This window comes from Rhodococcus sp. 05-2255-3B1 (genome assembly GCF_002258545.1).
Lineage (GTDB): Bacteria > Actinomycetota > Actinomycetes > Mycobacteriales > Mycobacteriaceae > Rhodococcoides.
Genome location: NZ_NOZC01000022.1, coordinates 70,130 through 86,326, shown reverse-complemented (window position 1 = coordinate 86,326; position 16,197 = coordinate 70,130). Strand labels below are relative to the sequence as shown.

16 protein-coding genes are annotated in these 16,197 nt (G+C 59.8%); 3 read left to right on the top strand and 13 right to left on the bottom strand.

Features of this window, described 5'->3' with window-relative positions; genetic code table 11:
* Positions 1-33: 33 nt before the first annotated feature.
* Positions 34-1,143: a conjugal transfer protein gene (locus CH249_RS13870; RefSeq protein WP_015586143.1), complete on the bottom strand. Its 1,110-nt coding sequence runs from the start codon at positions 1,141-1,143 to the stop codon at positions 34-36.
* Positions 1,140-1,421, bottom strand: a complete 282-nt coding sequence (locus tag CH249_RS13865; RefSeq protein ID WP_015586142.1) for a hypothetical protein — start codon at positions 1,419-1,421, stop codon at positions 1,140-1,142. Before CH249_RS13865 ends, CH249_RS13870 begins: the two co-directional genes overlap by 4 nt.
* Positions 1,422-1,755: 334 nt before the next feature.
* On the opposite strand from CH249_RS13865, the gene CH249_RS13860 reads away from it, so the two are divergent.
* The 3 genes from CH249_RS13860 to CH249_RS13850 are packed head-to-tail and all read left to right on the top strand — an operon-like array spanning position 1,756 to position 4,678.
* Positions 1,756-2,601, top strand: a complete 846-nt coding sequence (locus CH249_RS13860; protein ID WP_015586141.1) for a hypothetical protein — start codon at positions 1,756-1,758, stop codon at positions 2,599-2,601.
* A 46-nt stretch (positions 2,602-2,647) separates the two neighbouring features.
* Complete coding sequence (locus CH249_RS13855; protein WP_015586140.1) at positions 2,648-4,078, top strand: cutinase family protein; 1,431 nt, start codon at positions 2,648-2,650, stop codon at positions 4,076-4,078.
* Between the two features lie 39 nt (positions 4,079-4,117).
* Positions 4,118-4,678, top strand: coding sequence for a hypothetical protein (locus CH249_RS13850; RefSeq protein ID WP_015586139.1), 561 nt, complete (start codon positions 4,118-4,120; stop codon positions 4,676-4,678).
* A gap of 48 nt (positions 4,679-4,726) precedes the next feature.
* Here CH249_RS13850 and CH249_RS13845 read toward each other — a convergent pair whose 3' ends face one another.
* The 11 genes from CH249_RS13845 to CH249_RS28750 form a co-directional block, all read right to left on the bottom strand.
* Entirely contained in the window at positions 4,727-5,929 is a 1,203-nt protein-coding gene (locus CH249_RS13845) for a hypothetical protein (protein ID WP_032365006.1), read from the bottom strand.
* Between the two features lie 129 nt (positions 5,930-6,058).
* The gene (locus tag CH249_RS13840; RefSeq protein ID WP_015586137.1) at positions 6,059-7,363 is read right to left on the bottom strand and encodes an NtaA/DmoA family FMN-dependent monooxygenase; all 1,305 of its coding nucleotides are present in this window, start codon (positions 7,361-7,363) and stop codon (positions 6,059-6,061) included.
* A gap of 106 nt (positions 7,364-7,469) precedes the next feature.
* On the bottom strand, positions 7,470-8,051 hold the full coding sequence (locus CH249_RS13835) for a TIGR00730 family Rossman fold protein (protein ID WP_202902193.1): 582 nt from the start codon (positions 8,049-8,051) through the stop codon (positions 7,470-7,472).
* Positions 8,052-8,065: 14 nt separating this feature from the next.
* Positions 8,066-9,382 carry an FAD-binding protein gene (locus CH249_RS13830; RefSeq protein WP_032365005.1) on the bottom strand — a complete coding sequence of 439 codons (1,317 nt, stop codon included), beginning with the start codon at positions 9,380-9,382 and terminating at the stop codon, positions 8,066-8,068.
* The gene (fas4, locus tag CH249_RS13825) at positions 9,379-10,146 is read right to left on the bottom strand and encodes an adenylate dimethylallyltransferase Fas4 (protein ID WP_015586134.1); all 768 of its coding nucleotides are present in this window, start codon (positions 10,144-10,146) and stop codon (positions 9,379-9,381) included. The genes CH249_RS13830 and fas4 overlap by 4 nt, the downstream gene beginning before the upstream one ends.
* 28 nt (positions 10,147-10,174) lie before the next feature.
* Positions 10,175-11,113, bottom strand: coding sequence for a transketolase family protein (locus tag CH249_RS13820; RefSeq protein ID WP_015586133.1), 939 nt, complete (start codon positions 11,111-11,113; stop codon positions 10,175-10,177).
* 6 nt (positions 11,114-11,119) lie between these two features.
* Positions 11,120-12,034: a 4Fe-4S domain-containing protein gene (locus tag CH249_RS13815; protein WP_080730063.1), complete on the bottom strand. Its 915-nt coding sequence runs from the start codon at positions 12,032-12,034 to the stop codon at positions 11,120-11,122.
* Positions 12,035-12,047: 13 nt separating this feature from the next.
* Positions 12,048-13,247, bottom strand: a complete 1,200-nt coding sequence (locus CH249_RS13810) for a cytochrome P450 (protein ID WP_015586131.1) — start codon at positions 13,245-13,247, stop codon at positions 12,048-12,050.
* Between the two features lie 95 nt (positions 13,248-13,342).
* Positions 13,343-14,194 (bottom strand): cyclopropane-fatty-acyl-phospholipid synthase family protein, encoded by an 852-nt coding sequence (locus tag CH249_RS13805; protein ID WP_032365004.1) that lies wholly within the window; start codon positions 14,192-14,194, stop codon positions 13,343-13,345.
* 39 nt (positions 14,195-14,233) lie between these two features.
* Positions 14,234-15,085, bottom strand: coding sequence for a cyclopropane-fatty-acyl-phospholipid synthase family protein (locus CH249_RS13800; RefSeq protein WP_015586129.1), 852 nt, complete (start codon positions 15,083-15,085; stop codon positions 14,234-14,236).
* A 610-nt stretch (positions 15,086-15,695) separates the two neighbouring features.
* Positions 15,696-16,004 (bottom strand): helix-turn-helix transcriptional regulator, encoded by a 309-nt coding sequence (locus CH249_RS28750; RefSeq protein ID WP_368665489.1) that lies wholly within the window; start codon positions 16,002-16,004, stop codon positions 15,696-15,698.
* Positions 16,005-16,197: the final 193 nt, after the last annotated feature.

Below are 16,197 nucleotides of genomic sequence, written 5' to 3'. Positions count from 1 at the left end.
TGTTCGTACCTTTCGGATAGGGGGAGCAGAGCGTCAGTTCGGTTGAACGGGCGCTGCGGGAACGGAGGAGGTAGTGCTGGCACCAGTCGAGGTCGGCACCGCAATGGTTGGGGTTGCTGCGCTGAGTCCGGTCGAGTTCGCGAGCAACGGCATCGGGTCGAGCGCGGATACTTCCCACCGGCCACCCCGGGCGATCGCTGTCAGCGGGTATTGCACGGTCGAGGTCTGCGCTCGGTCCGTGGCTGTGACGGTCGCGGTGGCGAGCACCCGTACCGTCGCACCATCTGCCGGGGATCCGGACGCACCCGCCGAGAAGTCGGTGTCCGAGACGAGGTCGGTGATCTGGACACTGGTGTACGGCGCGGGGGTGACGGCACGGATCGGTGTGCCGGGTGAGGTGTAGCGAGAAATTTCTCCGGCACCGGCAACCATTGCCGAGAGGAACTGGCTGATCGACTGGGTGAGCGAGTGATCGAGGCCGACTCGGAATCGGTAGCCGAGTGTGAGGTCACCGCCGGTTGCCGGGGCCGCCACAGCAGCAGGGACTGCTGCAGCCCGCGCGTCGTCTCCCACGAACACGACAGGGACCGAGAAGTATCGACGTTCCGGCTTCGTCGCCGGGTCTGCCCCGATCGGAACCACCGAGACCGACACAACGATCGCGTAGTTCTGGCCGGCCGCCTGTAGCGGTCCTCCTTGCGATGTCGATCCTGTGGGACCCTGATTTCGCGCCGGCGGGTCGATTGCTTTCACGCTCGCGATTCGAGGTTCGGACGCGGTATAGCTCGCCTGAGCCGGAAGCGACATGCCGTCGGTGCGGACGAAGCGCGCGAGGGCTTTCTCGTCTCCTCGCTTGGATTGCAACCACGTCAACACGAAGTCCTGCGCGAGGTCGGTCGCTGCTGCTTCGCGGGCTGTGTCGATGACCGTCTGAGGGTTTGCCTTGCTCTGGATCGGCGTCGTGGACCCGACGCCGGCCAAGACGAGAACCAGTGCCACCACTCCGGAGCCGATCGCCGCGAACAGACCCCACTTCATCGCCTTGGTCGCGACCGCTTGCTTGCCGGCCCACTGATGAAGCTCGGTGGCCGGCGCAGCTTCTGTCGGCTTGTTCGAGCCCTTCTTACGGAGATGGATCTTCATGAGATCTCCTCGTGCCGAGACGGCTCGACCGTGGCGGGTACGAAGCCCTCGTCGACCAATCGCAGAGCGCCTCGACCCCGGGTCGCCATCATCCGTTCGAGCGCTGCCCGCGCCTGCTCGGCCGGCTCACCGAGCACGACCTCGCGGACGCGGCTGGCGATCTCTGCGCTGAGCGGATTGTCGCCGAGTTGCGCCGCGAGGCCGCGGATCTCTTCGGACACCGAGTGCACGCGAGCGGTGTCCGAGAGCAATGCGGCCGACGGATCGTGGTCGTCCATCCGGGGTCCTCCTGTCGGTAGCCCGCCGTGTACGGGCTTCTGAGAACAGGTAGATCCCTTCGCGGGCGGGTCTGTGACAGAGGCGACCGGAAATTTCTCGAACTTTTTTTCACCGCCCCGCTGCGATTCGTCGGGCTGTTATCACCGTCGCCGTGTAACCGCAGGTCACAGCGGTCTATGTCGAACGCGGGGCGCTGCCGTTTTCTGGTTCCGCCGGACCCGGCGGGTATAACAGCTCCGCCTTTTCGAGTAAGAATCCGCAGCTCAGCGGATATAAGGCGCTGTTTGTGTCAGAGGCGATCGAACTTCAGTTGCCTCTATCAGGAGCGCCCCAGTGACCTCGCCGCAGCCTTCCTCGCATTCCTCCACCCCACTCGGATACAGCACATCGCTGTTTACGACGATCAACGCCGAGTGGACCAATCTCTGTGTCGACGCTCTCGCAGGCCGCGAAGTCCGCACGTGGGCCGATCGACACCCCGCATGGTCGTCCGCTCGCTCCGTGGCCGACATCGCTGAGCTTGCCGCTCAGGACAGTGACGCCACCCTGTCCCTTCTGCTCACCGAGCACAGTGCAGGCAGCGCCCTCGCCGGCACAGTTTTGGTCCGGTTGATGCTCCCCAAGCTGGTCCGAATCCATCGCTACGCGCGGCTGGACGGAACCGATCACAGCCGCGAAGAACGTGCCTCGCGTACCATCGCCGCGTTCTACGAGGTGATCGCTTCGCACCGTCCCGGCGGCACTGGGATTGCCGGGGCACTCTCGCTTCGGACGCTGGGTCTGATCACCAAGACCTGCGAATCTGCGGTGGAAACGCCGGCCGAACCCGACCAGCTCCACCGGGTTGCCGACGGATCCGATGACCGCACGACCAGCAATCCGGGGGAGGTATCGGCACGGGAATTGCATTCGGTTCTTGCATGGGCAGTGCAGTCCAAGACCATCACTGCCGACGAGCACTCACTTCTGATCCGTGCATATCTCGTCACCGAAGGTGCCGATCTCGCATCGCTCGCCGTCGAGGAGAACTGCTCACCGGCAGCCCTTCGACAGCGCTTGAGCCGCGCTGTCGCGCGAGTCCGCGACGGAGTAGCAGCACGCACCGGCAACACTCCCTCGCCGGGAAAGCGGACGTTCTTCTACACCCGATCACACCATGAGTCCGCCTTGGCGAGCTGAAGTCCACCTGCACCAACCCCGCTCTCACCTACAAAGGACGCACATCATGACCGCATCTCGTACACGCAAGAGGATCGTTGTCAGCGCAGTCGGGCTCGCCGTCGCTGCCAGCATCGTCGTCATTCCCTCCGCCATTGCCGATCCGCAAGCCGGTGCTCCGGCATGCCCGGACAACATCTTGGTGGCCATACCCGGCACCACGGAAACCAACGAGCAGGCCGATCCGAATGTGCCGGTCGGAATGCTCCGCAACGTCGTGGACCCACTCGACTCCGAGTTCTCATCCCAGGAACTGCAGACATACACAGTTCCCTACGTCGCGACGATCGTGAACGACAAGGCCCAGACCTACGGAACCAGTAAGAAGGAAGCGATCGATCGCGCATCGCAACACATCTCCGAGAAGGCAGCCGAATGCCCGAGCACCAAGTTCGGGCTGACCGGCTTCTCCCAAGGGGCCGACGCCGCGGGAGATCTAGCCAGCAAGATCGGAAACGGCGAGGGCCCGGTGAGCGCCGATCGCATCTTTGCCGTGGGCCTGATGGCCGACCCCGGCCAGAGCCCGACCGCCGGCGTTCAACTCGGAACCAAGACCACCGGCAACGGCTTCGTCGGTGCGCGACCCAAGGGATTCGGAGCTCTCAACAACGTCACCGCCAGCGTGTGCGATCCCGACGACACGTACTGCAACACCCCCGACGACGCCATCGCCACACAGTTCATCGGGCAACTCGGATCGAAGATCGACGCCACCGATCCCGCGTCTTCGGTCGCCGGAGTCGTCACCACGCTTCTCGGTCTCGACGGCCAACCCCTGACCGACACGCTCGGCAAACTGAACACCGCAGTGACCACAGGCAACATGCTCACCGTGCCGCAGCTCGCACTCGACCTCGCCGGCAACGTCTCAACACTGAGCGCAAAGGTCGCAGAAATGACCATCCCCGGGGCAGACATCGCCCCGATGGCCACCACCGTCTCGCAGCTCACCGATGCAATCCACCGCGGTGACATGTTCGCCGTTCCGGCACTGCTGGCGACCCTCACACCCCAAGTCATCAGCTTCGCGAGCCAATTCAGTTCGATGATCGGGACCGTGGTGTCCAAGCTGCCTATCAACGAGTACATCGCGATCGGCACCACCGCAGCGCGGATCTCCACCAACGCCGCGGCCCAGAACTATGTGGCTCTACCGGCCGATCTCGGCAAACTCGTGGGCCAGGTCAACAACGCGGTCCGCAAGACCCTCCGCGCACTCCCCCTCGACGAGTTCCCCCTTTTGAACCGGCTGGCCGATAATCTCACCCCAGGCCGCGTGCTCGACGAGGTGCTCAACTACGCCACCTCGCTCGCCACCGATTCGCACAACTCCTACGCGAACGAACCGATGGCCGACAACGGTCGAACCGGAGCGGACGAGCTCACCAACCTCTTCCGCACCCGCATCACCAACCCCACGGCACAGATTGCTTCGTAGCCGACCCACCTCCCTACTCGAACACAAGGAACCGTCACGATGCTGACAGAGCTGGACGACCCCGACACCGACATCGCTGTCCGCATCGACGTGCACGACGCTGGGGGTACCAAAACGTGGCACCCCCAGCGCGACGGTCATCTCCTCCTGAACGCCGATCCCGCGGCGTCGACGCACCTCGCACACACCCTCGCCGACACCCTCAGCGGCCACTCTCCGCACGTATGGATGATCACTGGCCCGTCCAGAACCCCCACGTTCTCGACCACCGCGGACACCGACCCGGACCCTGTCGACATCATGGATTCCGTTTGGCGATTCACAACCCAACGCAAAACTCTGATCGACAACGGTCAAGCCACAACCCACGACTTCACCCCCGCATACCTCGTCATCGACTCCCTCGAAGGCGTCGTAGACACCCTCCGCCTCACCTGCAACCGCAGTCTCCAACTCCTGTCCGTCCTCGCTCACCGCGGACACCGCGCCAACGTCTACCTCGCCACGATCACCGATCTCAACGCCCCACGCATCTCCGAAGCGTTGCGGAATTTCGCTGAGCCTCGTCTGCGAGACCGGGACTGTCTGAATAACGGTTGATCCGCTGACCTTGCGTGGCGCGGCCTCACGGAACCGGTGCCTGGTCAATCACGCCACGGAACGAAGGTGGGATTCGAGCGTTCTGATCCGTTCCCGGCCTCGGCCGATGTCGTAGCGGGAAGCTCCGTGCGGCAAAGCAAACTCGATGTTCAGTCGACCGCCATACCCATGGACGATGTAAACAGGAAAGGAAAACCCAGCTGGCGCGGGCCGGCAGTCCTCGAGTTTGAGTCCTGCGGGCGATCGCAATGGTGGAACCGTGCCTCCATTGGTGCAACGAACCTCGTTGGGTTCAGGCAACAGCACTGCCATCTTCGCGGCTGTCAGGGCTTCACTTTGGAGGTGGCCGGCGGCGAGATCGATGTGCAATTCCTCATTTAAACTGCGAGCCAGATCCACGATTTCTACGGACTCGGCCGTAGCCCGATAGACGGGGAAGCCGACAATATTTGTTCCCGCGGTGGAATCCACTGCAGGTGTGACGTGAGGCCTGAGGTCCACAATAAAATGGTAGGCGATGTCGGCGAGCCGAACACTTCTCAGATCTGACTCGGTCCGCATGATAGCGGCAGATACTAGGCCGTTTACCGTAACTCCATGGTGACGTCCGAAGTCGATGAGCCCGGTCGTGACTCGCCTGCTCAAACGACAACGCAGTTGGGTCATCGCACGATGTGGCTCGGTATAGCCAGCCGTCGGCGGCCTGTTTAATGCCGACTCTAATGGTTCGTCATTGCCGACATCGGGTGTGTCGATTCCTCTCTCGGAGAACAGCTTTTCCAGCGACTCGGGATAGCCATGAACAACCGCGTCAGGGGTCTTTCCTTCCACAATGTCGGTGTAGAAAGACCACAGATCGCTGAGCAAATCTACAGAATGGCGACCGTCGGCTATGCAGTGGTGGGTTAGTAAAGTCACACTCGCGCAGGCGGAATCGCCGACGACGTGTAGCCCGGAAAGGGCGCGGCCCGCACTGAGGTTCACCCCGCTCAGCGGCTGACCGGGATCCCCTGTGTGCACGCTGAGGCCGGGCAGCGGACCGGATGGTTTGACGATCATATGGTCTCCATCGATCGTCTCCACGTGCGCAGCCAACACAGGATACGAGCGTCGCAATGTCGCAAATGCCGCCGAGAGCCCCGATATGTTCAAATCGCCGCGAGCCCGCACCGAATACCCGATGAAAACTCCCAAGTCGACGTAGAGCGCCTCACTGGGAGCGAGCCCCCGAATAGAGTAATCCACAGTCACCACAAATTCCTGTCACTTAAATTGCTGTTCGATAGGGGACGTGCAGCTCGATGATCACGAGCCCGGCACCACCAGGAGCGTTTCTGATCATGGGATGGCCTCGGGAGATGGCGCGAACGAGCACCAAAACTAGAACTCACGAAGGTTGTCACGTAGATACACCGACGAATATCCCACCCGCGTTCGCCCAATTCGTTGTAAAGCTGGCACGAGGCCGTCGGTAATCTCAGCGATGAATCGGCGGGTGAGCGAGTTCGACCCGGTATAAATCAAGAATCCGTCACCGCCTACCTCGTCGACGATCTCCCCCATGCGCTCCGCTACGTGATCAGGCGTCCCCACCAGTTCGATAGACGGAGCGAGGTAATCAATGGTCAGCTCGCGCAGAGTTTTACCGCTACCGTGCTGCAGGAAGCTCTCCAGTGATGACTGCTCGCCATTGGTTGTCAAGTCTTGCGGAGGTACTTCGTCGAGCGGAAACTGAGAGAAGTCGATGTCGGTGACGAAAGACAGTTGCAAAAGAATGTTTTCGATGGCCCGGTCGCTGGTCATTCTCCGTTTATTCGCGGCCTGAGCCTCATCCATAGTGGCACCGAGTACTGGCATCGCGATGAAGAGAACCTTGATGTCGTCAGGGTCTCGACCGTGTGCCTGCGCCCGGTTACGGACATCGTCACGAAACTCCCGCATCGTCTCCACGGTGTTGACGTTGGCAACAATCGAGTCGGCGTACTTCGCGGCGAAGTCGCGGCCCTTGGGGGATCCGCCAGCTTGGACGAAAACTGGTTGCCCATTGGGTGGGTGCACCGTGTTGAGCGGACCCGCCGAACGGAAATGCTCCCCAGTGTGGTTCACTGCCCGAACAGTGCCGGGCGCAACATAAGTCCCTGACTCGCGGTCACGGACGATGTTGTCTCGATCCCAGGAATTCCATAGATCTCGGACAAGGTCGACGTACTCATGTGCTACCTCGTAGCGCTTGTCGTGCGGCAGCAGACGATCCATGCCGAAGTTGCGCGCGGCCTGATCTTGACCGGTGGTGACGATGTTCCATCCAAAGCGCCCACCAGCGATGTGGTCGACCGTAGAGACAGTGCGTGCCAGCATGTATGGGGGATAGAAGGCCGTCGACATCGTAGCGATTACGCCTATGCGGTCGGTCGCGGCCGCGATCACCGACGCCAACGGCACTGGGTCGTGTTTCGGCACCCACAGGGCGTGTTTCAGGTACGCATCGAAGGATCGCCCGTATGCATCGGGTACCGACACCGTGTCCTCGAACATCATGTAGTCGAATCCTGCGCGCTCTAGCGACTTCGCCATCTCGACATAGAATCGGCCATCCCATGGCTCTTCAGGCGGCGAGAAGTCGCCGGTGAAATCGTTAGCAAAGAAACCGACAAACCAGCCTAGGTGAAATTTTCGTACAGACATCGACGTGCCTCCAAATTTCGTATACGGACGAACTGGGTGGAACGTGAGCGATATAGAATGCACCGAGGACGGAGCAGATCTACCGGCCAGGCAGAAGTCCCACTAATTAGGGTGAGCGAATGGCCGCGATAGCCCCCTCGATGTCTTTGCAGACGATTACGCGAGACCGGGTTGCGGGGGTGATAAATCCTTCGACGGCAGCGTGCTCGATGTAGGAGAGCAAGGGGCGGTAATACTCGTTGTCGTTCAGCAGTACACAGGGTTTATTGTGAAGCCCCAGGTGTGACCACGTAAGGACCTCGAAGAACTCTTCTGCGGTTCCGACACCGCCGGGGAGGGCAATGAATGCGTCACCGAGTTCGGCCATGAGAGCTTTGCGTTGGTGCATGTCATGGACGACGTGTAGTTCTGTCAGTCCATGATGCGCAGCCTCGGGTATCGCAGTGAAGCTCTCAGGGATCACGCCAACGACGGTTCCGCCGGAGTCCAAGGCCGCGTTCGCGAGGGTGCCCATGAGGCCGACTCGGGCGCCACCATAAACGAGGCGCAGCTTCGATCTAGCAATCGCACGCCCCATCCCCTCTGCGAGCTGTCCATATTTGGTCCCGCGCCCTGGCATAGCTCCGCAGAAGACCGTGACGCTCTTGGGGGTCGGGCGGGCCTGTGCCGAGACCGTAGTCGCGGGCATTGGTCGAAGGTTCATCAGTCGAATGACATTCTGTATCCAGGGGCGAGGATCCTGTATGGGTCGAAGCGACGCTTAGCCCGTGCGATGGCCTGCCATCGCGAACCGAAGTGCGTACACCAATCTCCCGGTGACATGGGGACAGCATTGACTGCGTAGGCCACCCCGCCTACATCCCGAGCCTGTTCATAGAGCAGGCGGTTGCTGGCAATCATTCGGGCTTCGGCCCCTGGGGATGCTGTTCGAAGTACGGCCAACATGAAGAATGTGTCGCAGTGAGGAATCGGAATGAACGGTGCGGTGATCGGTGTTGTTGGAATCGGGTAAACCATGATCAGCCCGGAGTTTCCTAGGTCATCCGTCAATGAGGAGCTGGTAGTTTCGATGAACTGCTCGATCTTGTCTGCCGGGATCAGCAGGCTGGCCCATGGATGTGGATAGAACCACTCACCTGTGTGCCGAAGATCAAGCTCCTGATCCGCCATACGGTTGATAAAGTCACCATAATCTACGTCCGAGTTGTATTCGGCGCACGAATCGTATTGGAGCGATGACAACAGCGCATCGTCGTCTGGCCTTCGTGGTGGGGTGAAGTACTTGGCTAGGTCCAGTCGATAACGTAAGTGGCCGTCGGCATCGACACGAATTCGTCCTTGTACATGGTCGAATAGTCTGTTGGACATGGCGCGGAGTTGGTCGCCAAGGAATACGCCGAGGTTGGAATACTGCAATTTGTACTGTCGAACCGACTCGTGAGCAGCGGTCAGACGGATTGTCGCGTTGACGATTACGCCGAATTGACCGAGGCCGCCGCGCACGGCGTCGAAAAGTTCACTGTTCGATACGGCGGAGCATTCCCGAAAATCTCCCGATCCGGTAACTACAGCAAGAGAGTCCACGTTGTCGGTTTGCAAGCCAAAGCCGTGACTCGATCCCCCGAAGCCGCCGACCGAAAGCGTTCCGCCGACGGTGGTCCCGAGATAGTCGGTGAGTACCGGAGGGGTTTGCTGGCGGCTGAGCGTGGCAGCGACCACGTCGCTCCATCGCACACCCGCATCGATCGTGGCCTGCCCCGATCGAACGTCGTGGACGGTGTTGAACCTTTTCATGTCCAGCACGACTCCGCCATCTGCCTGGCATTGCCCGTAAGTCGAGTGTCCGGATCCGCGCACCGCGAGCGATAGGTTCCGCGCCGCGGTGTAGCGCAGGGCTTCCTGCACGTCGGCCACGGTCCGTGGCACGACAACGACGGACGGTTTCGCATGGATGCAGTTTCCGAAATCAGCCCCGGCGGATGTCAGGTGCACGTCGTCGGTGTGCCAGATCCCGCTCATCTGGCGGTCACACCTGGGGCACCGAAGGTTCTTAAAAATATTTCCTGCTGAAGGACGCCGTGCTCGACATACCGGCCACCCATTGATGCCGCCAGTTCGTCGAGCACCTCCGTGGTGAGGTCTCGGTTGGCCAACTCCTCTGGTGTTACGGAATGCGTGGCGCACCAGTCGAGTACACAGTCCAGACCCGCAACCGAGGCTATGAAGTTGTGCTGATCGCCTAGAACCCACGCTTCCGCCAGTTCGGTGAGTAAATTCCTGCCCGTTGAATCTCCCCGTAACATTTGTCGTGCCCTTGCGCACTGCTGGGCAAAGTAGTGTTGCCTATCAGGAATAGGCATAACATTCACGACAGCTGGGAACGGTAGGTTGGATATCGTTTGCGCGAATCGAAGAATGAGCGATATCGAACCGCCCTCCATTACCACCGCTTCGCCGCGATCAACGTACGAGGTCAGTACTTTTATCAGCCGGTCAAAGGCCTCGTCCGGATCGAAGTTGCCCTGATGTATGGTCCGGTTGTCGAGCCAAACGCGGTTGAGCCCTTCCACTTTCGCGTCGAACGCTCGACCACTGGTGACCAGGAGATCGGAGTAACACTGGATACGGTCGGCAACAACAATCGGAGCCGAGTGACTCAATGCCAACTTGCTCGCTTCGGCGCTCTTTCCAATTCCGGTGGCACCGACGATTGCGTATACGCCGGGTTCCCATCGCACCCGATCAAACCTTGCTTGCGTCTGTGCCATGGTTGATTCCTTCATCCCGATTCCTTTCTCTCGCGGGTCGTGCTCAGCCGAGGAAGGAATTGATCGAATTACTCAGGGAACGGGCGTCAAGTCCGTGAATGTGGTCGTGGTCGTCGGGGGTTCCGTAGTGGCGATCTTCCATCTCACGTCGAACGCCCAGGGAGAGCAGCCGATGGGGATGGCTGACGAGACTGGACGAGACTTGGTGCGCCGAGGTGCCTGCCAGATAGGGCTCGACCAACACGACGTTCGGACGGTTCACGGCTTGCACCGCGGCACACAGGCCCGTGGCGTCGAAGGGGCGAATCGTCGCCGCGTAGAGGATGGTTACGTCGAGCATGGAGGTTGCCGACAGCACCGCATCTAAACAGGGCCCGACTGCGAGGACGACTCCGCGGGTGCCGTACTTGATAGGTGTGAACGATGTCCCTCGGACCGCATGGGGGTAACGGTTGACCTGACTCGACAGCCGTAGGTAGACCCGTCCATCGCCTGGTAGCGATTCGAGGAGAAGATCGGCGGCCTCCTGTGGATGGCCTGGCACGTGAACTGTCCAGTTGGGCATCGAATCGATGACGGTGATATCGCCCGGGGTGAAATGGGAGAAGGCGAACTCCGACAAGTCGTAGGAGGCTCCCCAACTGACCAGGACTGCGCCGACATCTTGCTGGGCGAAGTTCAGCTTTATTTGTTCAAGAGGCCGCTCGACGAGAAAGGCGGCGACTGTGTGTACCACGGGTCGCATGCCACACATGGCGAGCCCGCCGGCTACCCCCATCATCAGCTGTTCCCTGATCCCTACGTTGATCACGCGGTTGGGATCTGCGATCGCGGCCGCTTTGAAGAGGTGGGCTCCGATGTCGGCCAGCACAACTACGGCGCGGGGGTCTGTTTCCAATGCACCAGACATGGTCGTTCCGAATGCGGTCCACATGTCAGTGTGGTTGAAGGACTTTGGTTCTTGCGTGTCTGCGGAATTCATGGCGATTCATCTCTGCTGAATGGACGAACGGGCCGATTGCCGAGTCACGGTGGCGACCACCGCGAGCGGTCTGTCGTTGTGATCTCGATTCAGTGCCGCAGCGATCTCCTCATGGTCAGCACCGTTGATGTTGATTGTGTCCCAACCCTCACCGTCGAACCGTTTATCGATTCCATGCGGCCAACCCATACTTGCCGTGCCGTTGTCCAGGACGATGACCGTCAGTTGGTTCAAGCGCGCGCGTCCTGCAAAAGCCATCGCCTCGTGGTTGCTGCCCTCATCGAACTCTCCATCGCCGATGAGCACGAAGACTCTCGGTGCGTGACGATTTTGTATACGGAGTCCCATCGCGACGCCCACTGCGAGCGGCAAGCCATGGCCGAGCGAGCCACCCGACATTTCTACACCCGAGATTTTGGTTCGATCCGGCGCGAAGCCGAGTGGTGAGTTCTTTGTCGCCCAGGTATCGAGGAGCTCTGGTCGGAGGAACCCTTTGGCCGCAAGTACCGCGTAGTAGGCCATCGGGCCGTGACCTTTGGACAGCAAGAAGCGGTCCCTGTCGTCGTCGTCGGGGCTCTCGGGGGATACGTTGAGGATTTCGTCGTAGAGTACCCACAGCACGTCCATCGTCGATGAGGATGAGAACGAGTGCCTTTCGTCTCCCCGCATACGGGAGATCAGAGCAGGCAGATCGTCATAGCTGAATTCGGTTGGCTCTTGTCGCATCGCATTCTCTTCGAAGCGGATAGCAGTAGCTGGGCAGGAACGTGCAGCCGCGCGTACCAGCGAATGGTTGTCTGGGGAAGGTTTGTCCACGAGCAATGTGACTGTGCCGTCGTTACTCTGCTCGAAGACCTCGGGCGCGACGAGCACGCACTGACCGGAGCCGAAACACCTCCGCTCGTTCACGACGACTTTCATGACCGCTCGCTTCTCACCACGTCAGCTGTAGTTCTTCGAGGCCGAGAACAATGCTGGCGGAGCGGAGCCGAACGTCGTGCGAGGGTGAGAGGGCTAGGTCGGGAAAGCGCCTCAGTACCGCCGGCACGGCCGTGCGCAGGGTCATCCGAGCGAGTGAATGCCCAAGACAGAAATGGACGCCATGCCCGAAGGCGAGGTGACCGGCTACTCCCCTGGTGATATCGAGGTCGTCGGGTCTGTCCGTCAGATTGCTGTCGCGATTAGCGGCCAATAGGGACGGGATGACGAAAGATCCTGCCGGAATGGTCACCCCGGCGATTTGCACCTCGGTTACTGCCATGCGCGGTGGCTGCGAATGGGCGACCGACAACCACCGCAATAATTCCTCAATTCCGGAATTGACGCAGTTCGGGTCCTCGATCATCATGGCGGCTTGTTCCGGGTGATGCAAAAGGGCCAGTACACTGAGGCCGATCATGCTTGCTGTGGTCTCGTGTCCACCGAGCATGATCAGACTGATGATGCTGATAAGTTCGTCGGTGCTGAGGTTGTCGCCAATCTTGCGCGCCAGAATTCCCAACAAGTCGTCACCGGGTTGTTCCTGCGCACGGGTAACCAGGGTGGCCATGTATCGACGGTCTTCTCGCTGGGCAACCGCTCGTTGTTCTGCAGATGCCGACAGATCCAGGAGGCGTGCTGTTCGATCTCGCAATTCGTCGCGATCGGCATAGGGCACTCCCAACAGCTCACACAGTACGAGCAAAGAGACTGGTAGCGCGTAACGGTCCATAAGGTCGGCGGGTTGCCCGGCTTGCTCGAGACCATCCAATGCACTGTCCACTATCTCTGCGATGCGCGGCTGCAGGCGACTGAGCCGGTGCACTGAGAACTCCGCAGCAAGGATATGACGCAAGCGGGTGTGGTCGGGGGGATCGAGTCCGATGAGGTTACCGGCGCGCATGGCGGCTAGTTCATCTTCAATCACATCGCCGCCGCTGGGTATTGCGAACATTGGCGTGTGGGCGTTGCTGAACCGGTTTGAGTCTGCGAAGATTCGCCGGACGTCTTCGTAACGGCAGACGAGAAAAGCCGGGGCCCCGTAGAGTTCTCCTACTGGGATAACACCGTCGCGGTCACGGACCTGGGCGAGCTCTTCGGTCGGGTTCAGGCCGTTGCGTCGCATTTCTAAAGGTAAATCAGCCGTTCCGGCCATACCGGAATCCCTTCGATTGTTTGTAGAAGGACGAAGTGGCGCGCCGATGCCGAGGATCGCTGGCGCGTGGATAACTCGGATATCTCAGGCCACCGCTACAGACGCTCGCACGCGATAACCAAGTAGTCGATGCTGCGTTCGCGGAAGCCCTGGAGGAATGGTTCCTCGACACCTGTGCGCAACGCTGCCTGGTTGCGCAGGTCCCAGTACGGGATGGCTTCGTCGGTGTATCGCTGAACGTGATACGGCACCAGACCATTTGCTGCCAGAGTTTGGAAATAAGTACTGCGGGTGTGCATAGCGCACTGATATTCTTCGTCGATCAACCGTGATGCCTCGGAACGCTCAGCAACTACGTCGTTGCGGCACCAGGTGACTGCGACATAGCGGCCGCCGGGGCGCAGCAACCGGGCGAACTCGGTGAACGCCTCCCCTAGGTCGACACACATCGTGGTTTCGTTGGAGACGATGTAATCGAAGGTGTTGTCCTCGAAGGGGGCCTGAACCATGTTTGCGAAGTGGAATTGCACACGGTCCGAGCTCCCGCGTTCACGGGCCAACTTCTCTGCGAACTCGACATGGTGAGCGCAGTAGTTCACCCCGTCTACCCGGCAGCCGAATCGATCAGCGATTGTGAAGGTCGTTCCGCCTCGCCCCGATCCCGCGTCCATGACACGAGAGCTCGGTGAGACCTCCCCTAATGCATCGACGATAAGGTTGATTTCCAGCGACTCCATCCGGTGAAGTTCGCGCAGGATCAGTGACTCCCGCAGCTCCGCAGGTGCAGCGAGTACAGAGTGATCGTAGTCACCGATTCCGTAGTGGTGGTGGTACAAGCCGTCTTCAGTGCCCAGCAGCAGGTTGATATCGTCGGATTTTTTGGCATCCCAGTAGCGGCGCTGCTGTACGTCATGCTGGCCGAGGACTGCCACGTCGAGGTTCGGCATTTCAGGCTCCTTCAAGTTTGTGGTTTCCGGGTGGATGTCTCAGATGCGTTCGGCCGCAATCACTAGGTAGTTCAGTGAACCGTCGCTGTAGCCGCTGAGGAACGCATCCTCAACGCCGGTGCGGAGTTTGCTGTTGTTGCGTAGCTCCCAGTACGGCATAGCTTCGTGTGTGTACTGAGCCACGCGGTACGGAATCAGGCCGTTTGCCGCGAAGGCCTTGAAGTAAGTGCTTCGGCGGTGCATTCGGCATACGTAATGTTCATCGATCTGCCTTGTCGCGTCCGAGCGTGGGTCGACTGCGTCGTTGCGGCACCAGGTGGTCATTACGTAGCGACCGCCCCGTCGCAGTAGGCGGGAGAACTCGGCCATTGCTTCGTACGCGTCGGCGTACATCGTCGTCTCGTTTGAGACCACGAAATCGAAAGTGTGATCAGGAAATGGTGCCTGCAGCATGTTCCCGAGGTGGAATTGAACGCGGCTATCCCAACCGCGTTTGCGTGCGATCTGCTCGGCGAACGCGACGTGATGTTCGCAAAAATTGACGCCGTCGATTCGGCTCTCCGTCGCTCCAGCGAGACGAAAAGATGTTCCCCCGCGACCTGACCCGGCATCCATGCCGCGAGAGTTGGGCGGCAAAGGACCGAGGGCGTCGAGGATCAGTCCGACTTGATCATTCTCCATTCGATGCAACTCTCGCAAAATCGCGTTCTCTCGCTCCTCACCTACGGAATCCAGAATAGAGCGGTCGAAATCGCCAATCGCGTAGTGATGGTGGTAAAGATCATCATCAGCGCCCAGTAGGAGATTGATGTCATCGGTTGTTTTAGCGTCCCAGTGAGCTTTCAACTCACGTTCATAGCTATCGCGCGCATATTGATCTGCCGAGATCATCACAGTCTCCTTCTTCGGTTCTCCCCATCATTTCTGTATCTCAAGTCGACATGTCGAATGAACCATTGCGACCTGCAAGGTCGGCGACTTGATGATGTCTTCGACGCTACTTATCGAAATTAATTGCGGAAATACCTCCACAGCTCTTCGTCGCGAAGCGACAAAACTTTGGCACCGTGCGACAAGTGGGGTCGAAGTCCCCTACGGGGTCCAGTGCAGGTAGGCACCCATCTGCGCCGGCCGTGAGGAGACCATGGAAGCCGCAACCGGCCAACGATCAAGTCCTCGGAGTCGGGCCCTCCAAAGTCGACAACGACTACAGCCACGTCTACCGCGAGAACCCGCAGATCAATCGTCTTATGCCGTGAAGGCGATGCCCCGATCGGCGCGAGTGCGCGCGGACGTGACGGAGTTGCGTGGTAGCTACCGTGGACGGATAGCCGGACCGTCACTACCTCGAGCAAGGTCAAGAATTTTGTCTTGATGAATCCGTCACCCGGTCGTGTACTTGTTGCCCAGCGAGTTCGATCACGTCGACGCGGCGCGCCGGTACGAGAACCTTCGTTCCGGTCTTGACCACTCGGAATTGATCGGTGGATGTGTTCTCGAATTAGCTGGGTTCCGCGTAAAACCTTCTGAATTCCGAAGGCGAGCAACCCTTCAACTCGCGAAATAGCCGAGAAAGTCTCGACTGGTCACTAAGCCCCCACCGCGCACTGATGTCGCCTATCGGTATCTGTTGTAAGCTTGGGTCGATCAAATCGGCAGCGCACCTTTCAATGCGCTCATATGCTATATAAGCGGACAGAGTTCGCTCCTCTCGCTCGAAAGCGCGATGCAGCTGACGAACCGATACATGTAGTTTGCGCGCGAGTAGGTCGGGATTGAGCGTGGGATCAGAAAGATTCTTCTCGATCATCAAGCGCGCCGTCGCTACGAGGCCGGATTGCTGGTCAGGCGGTGCGTGGCCATGGGGCGGGTGCATTCCTTCCCACGCCAGTAATCGAACGGCTGAGATGACATTATGAGCCGTGAACGTGTTCAGCATTCCAATTTCTCTCGAAGTAGAATGTAAAGTATCTGAGAGTATTTTCCCCGTACCTTCAGCGTTT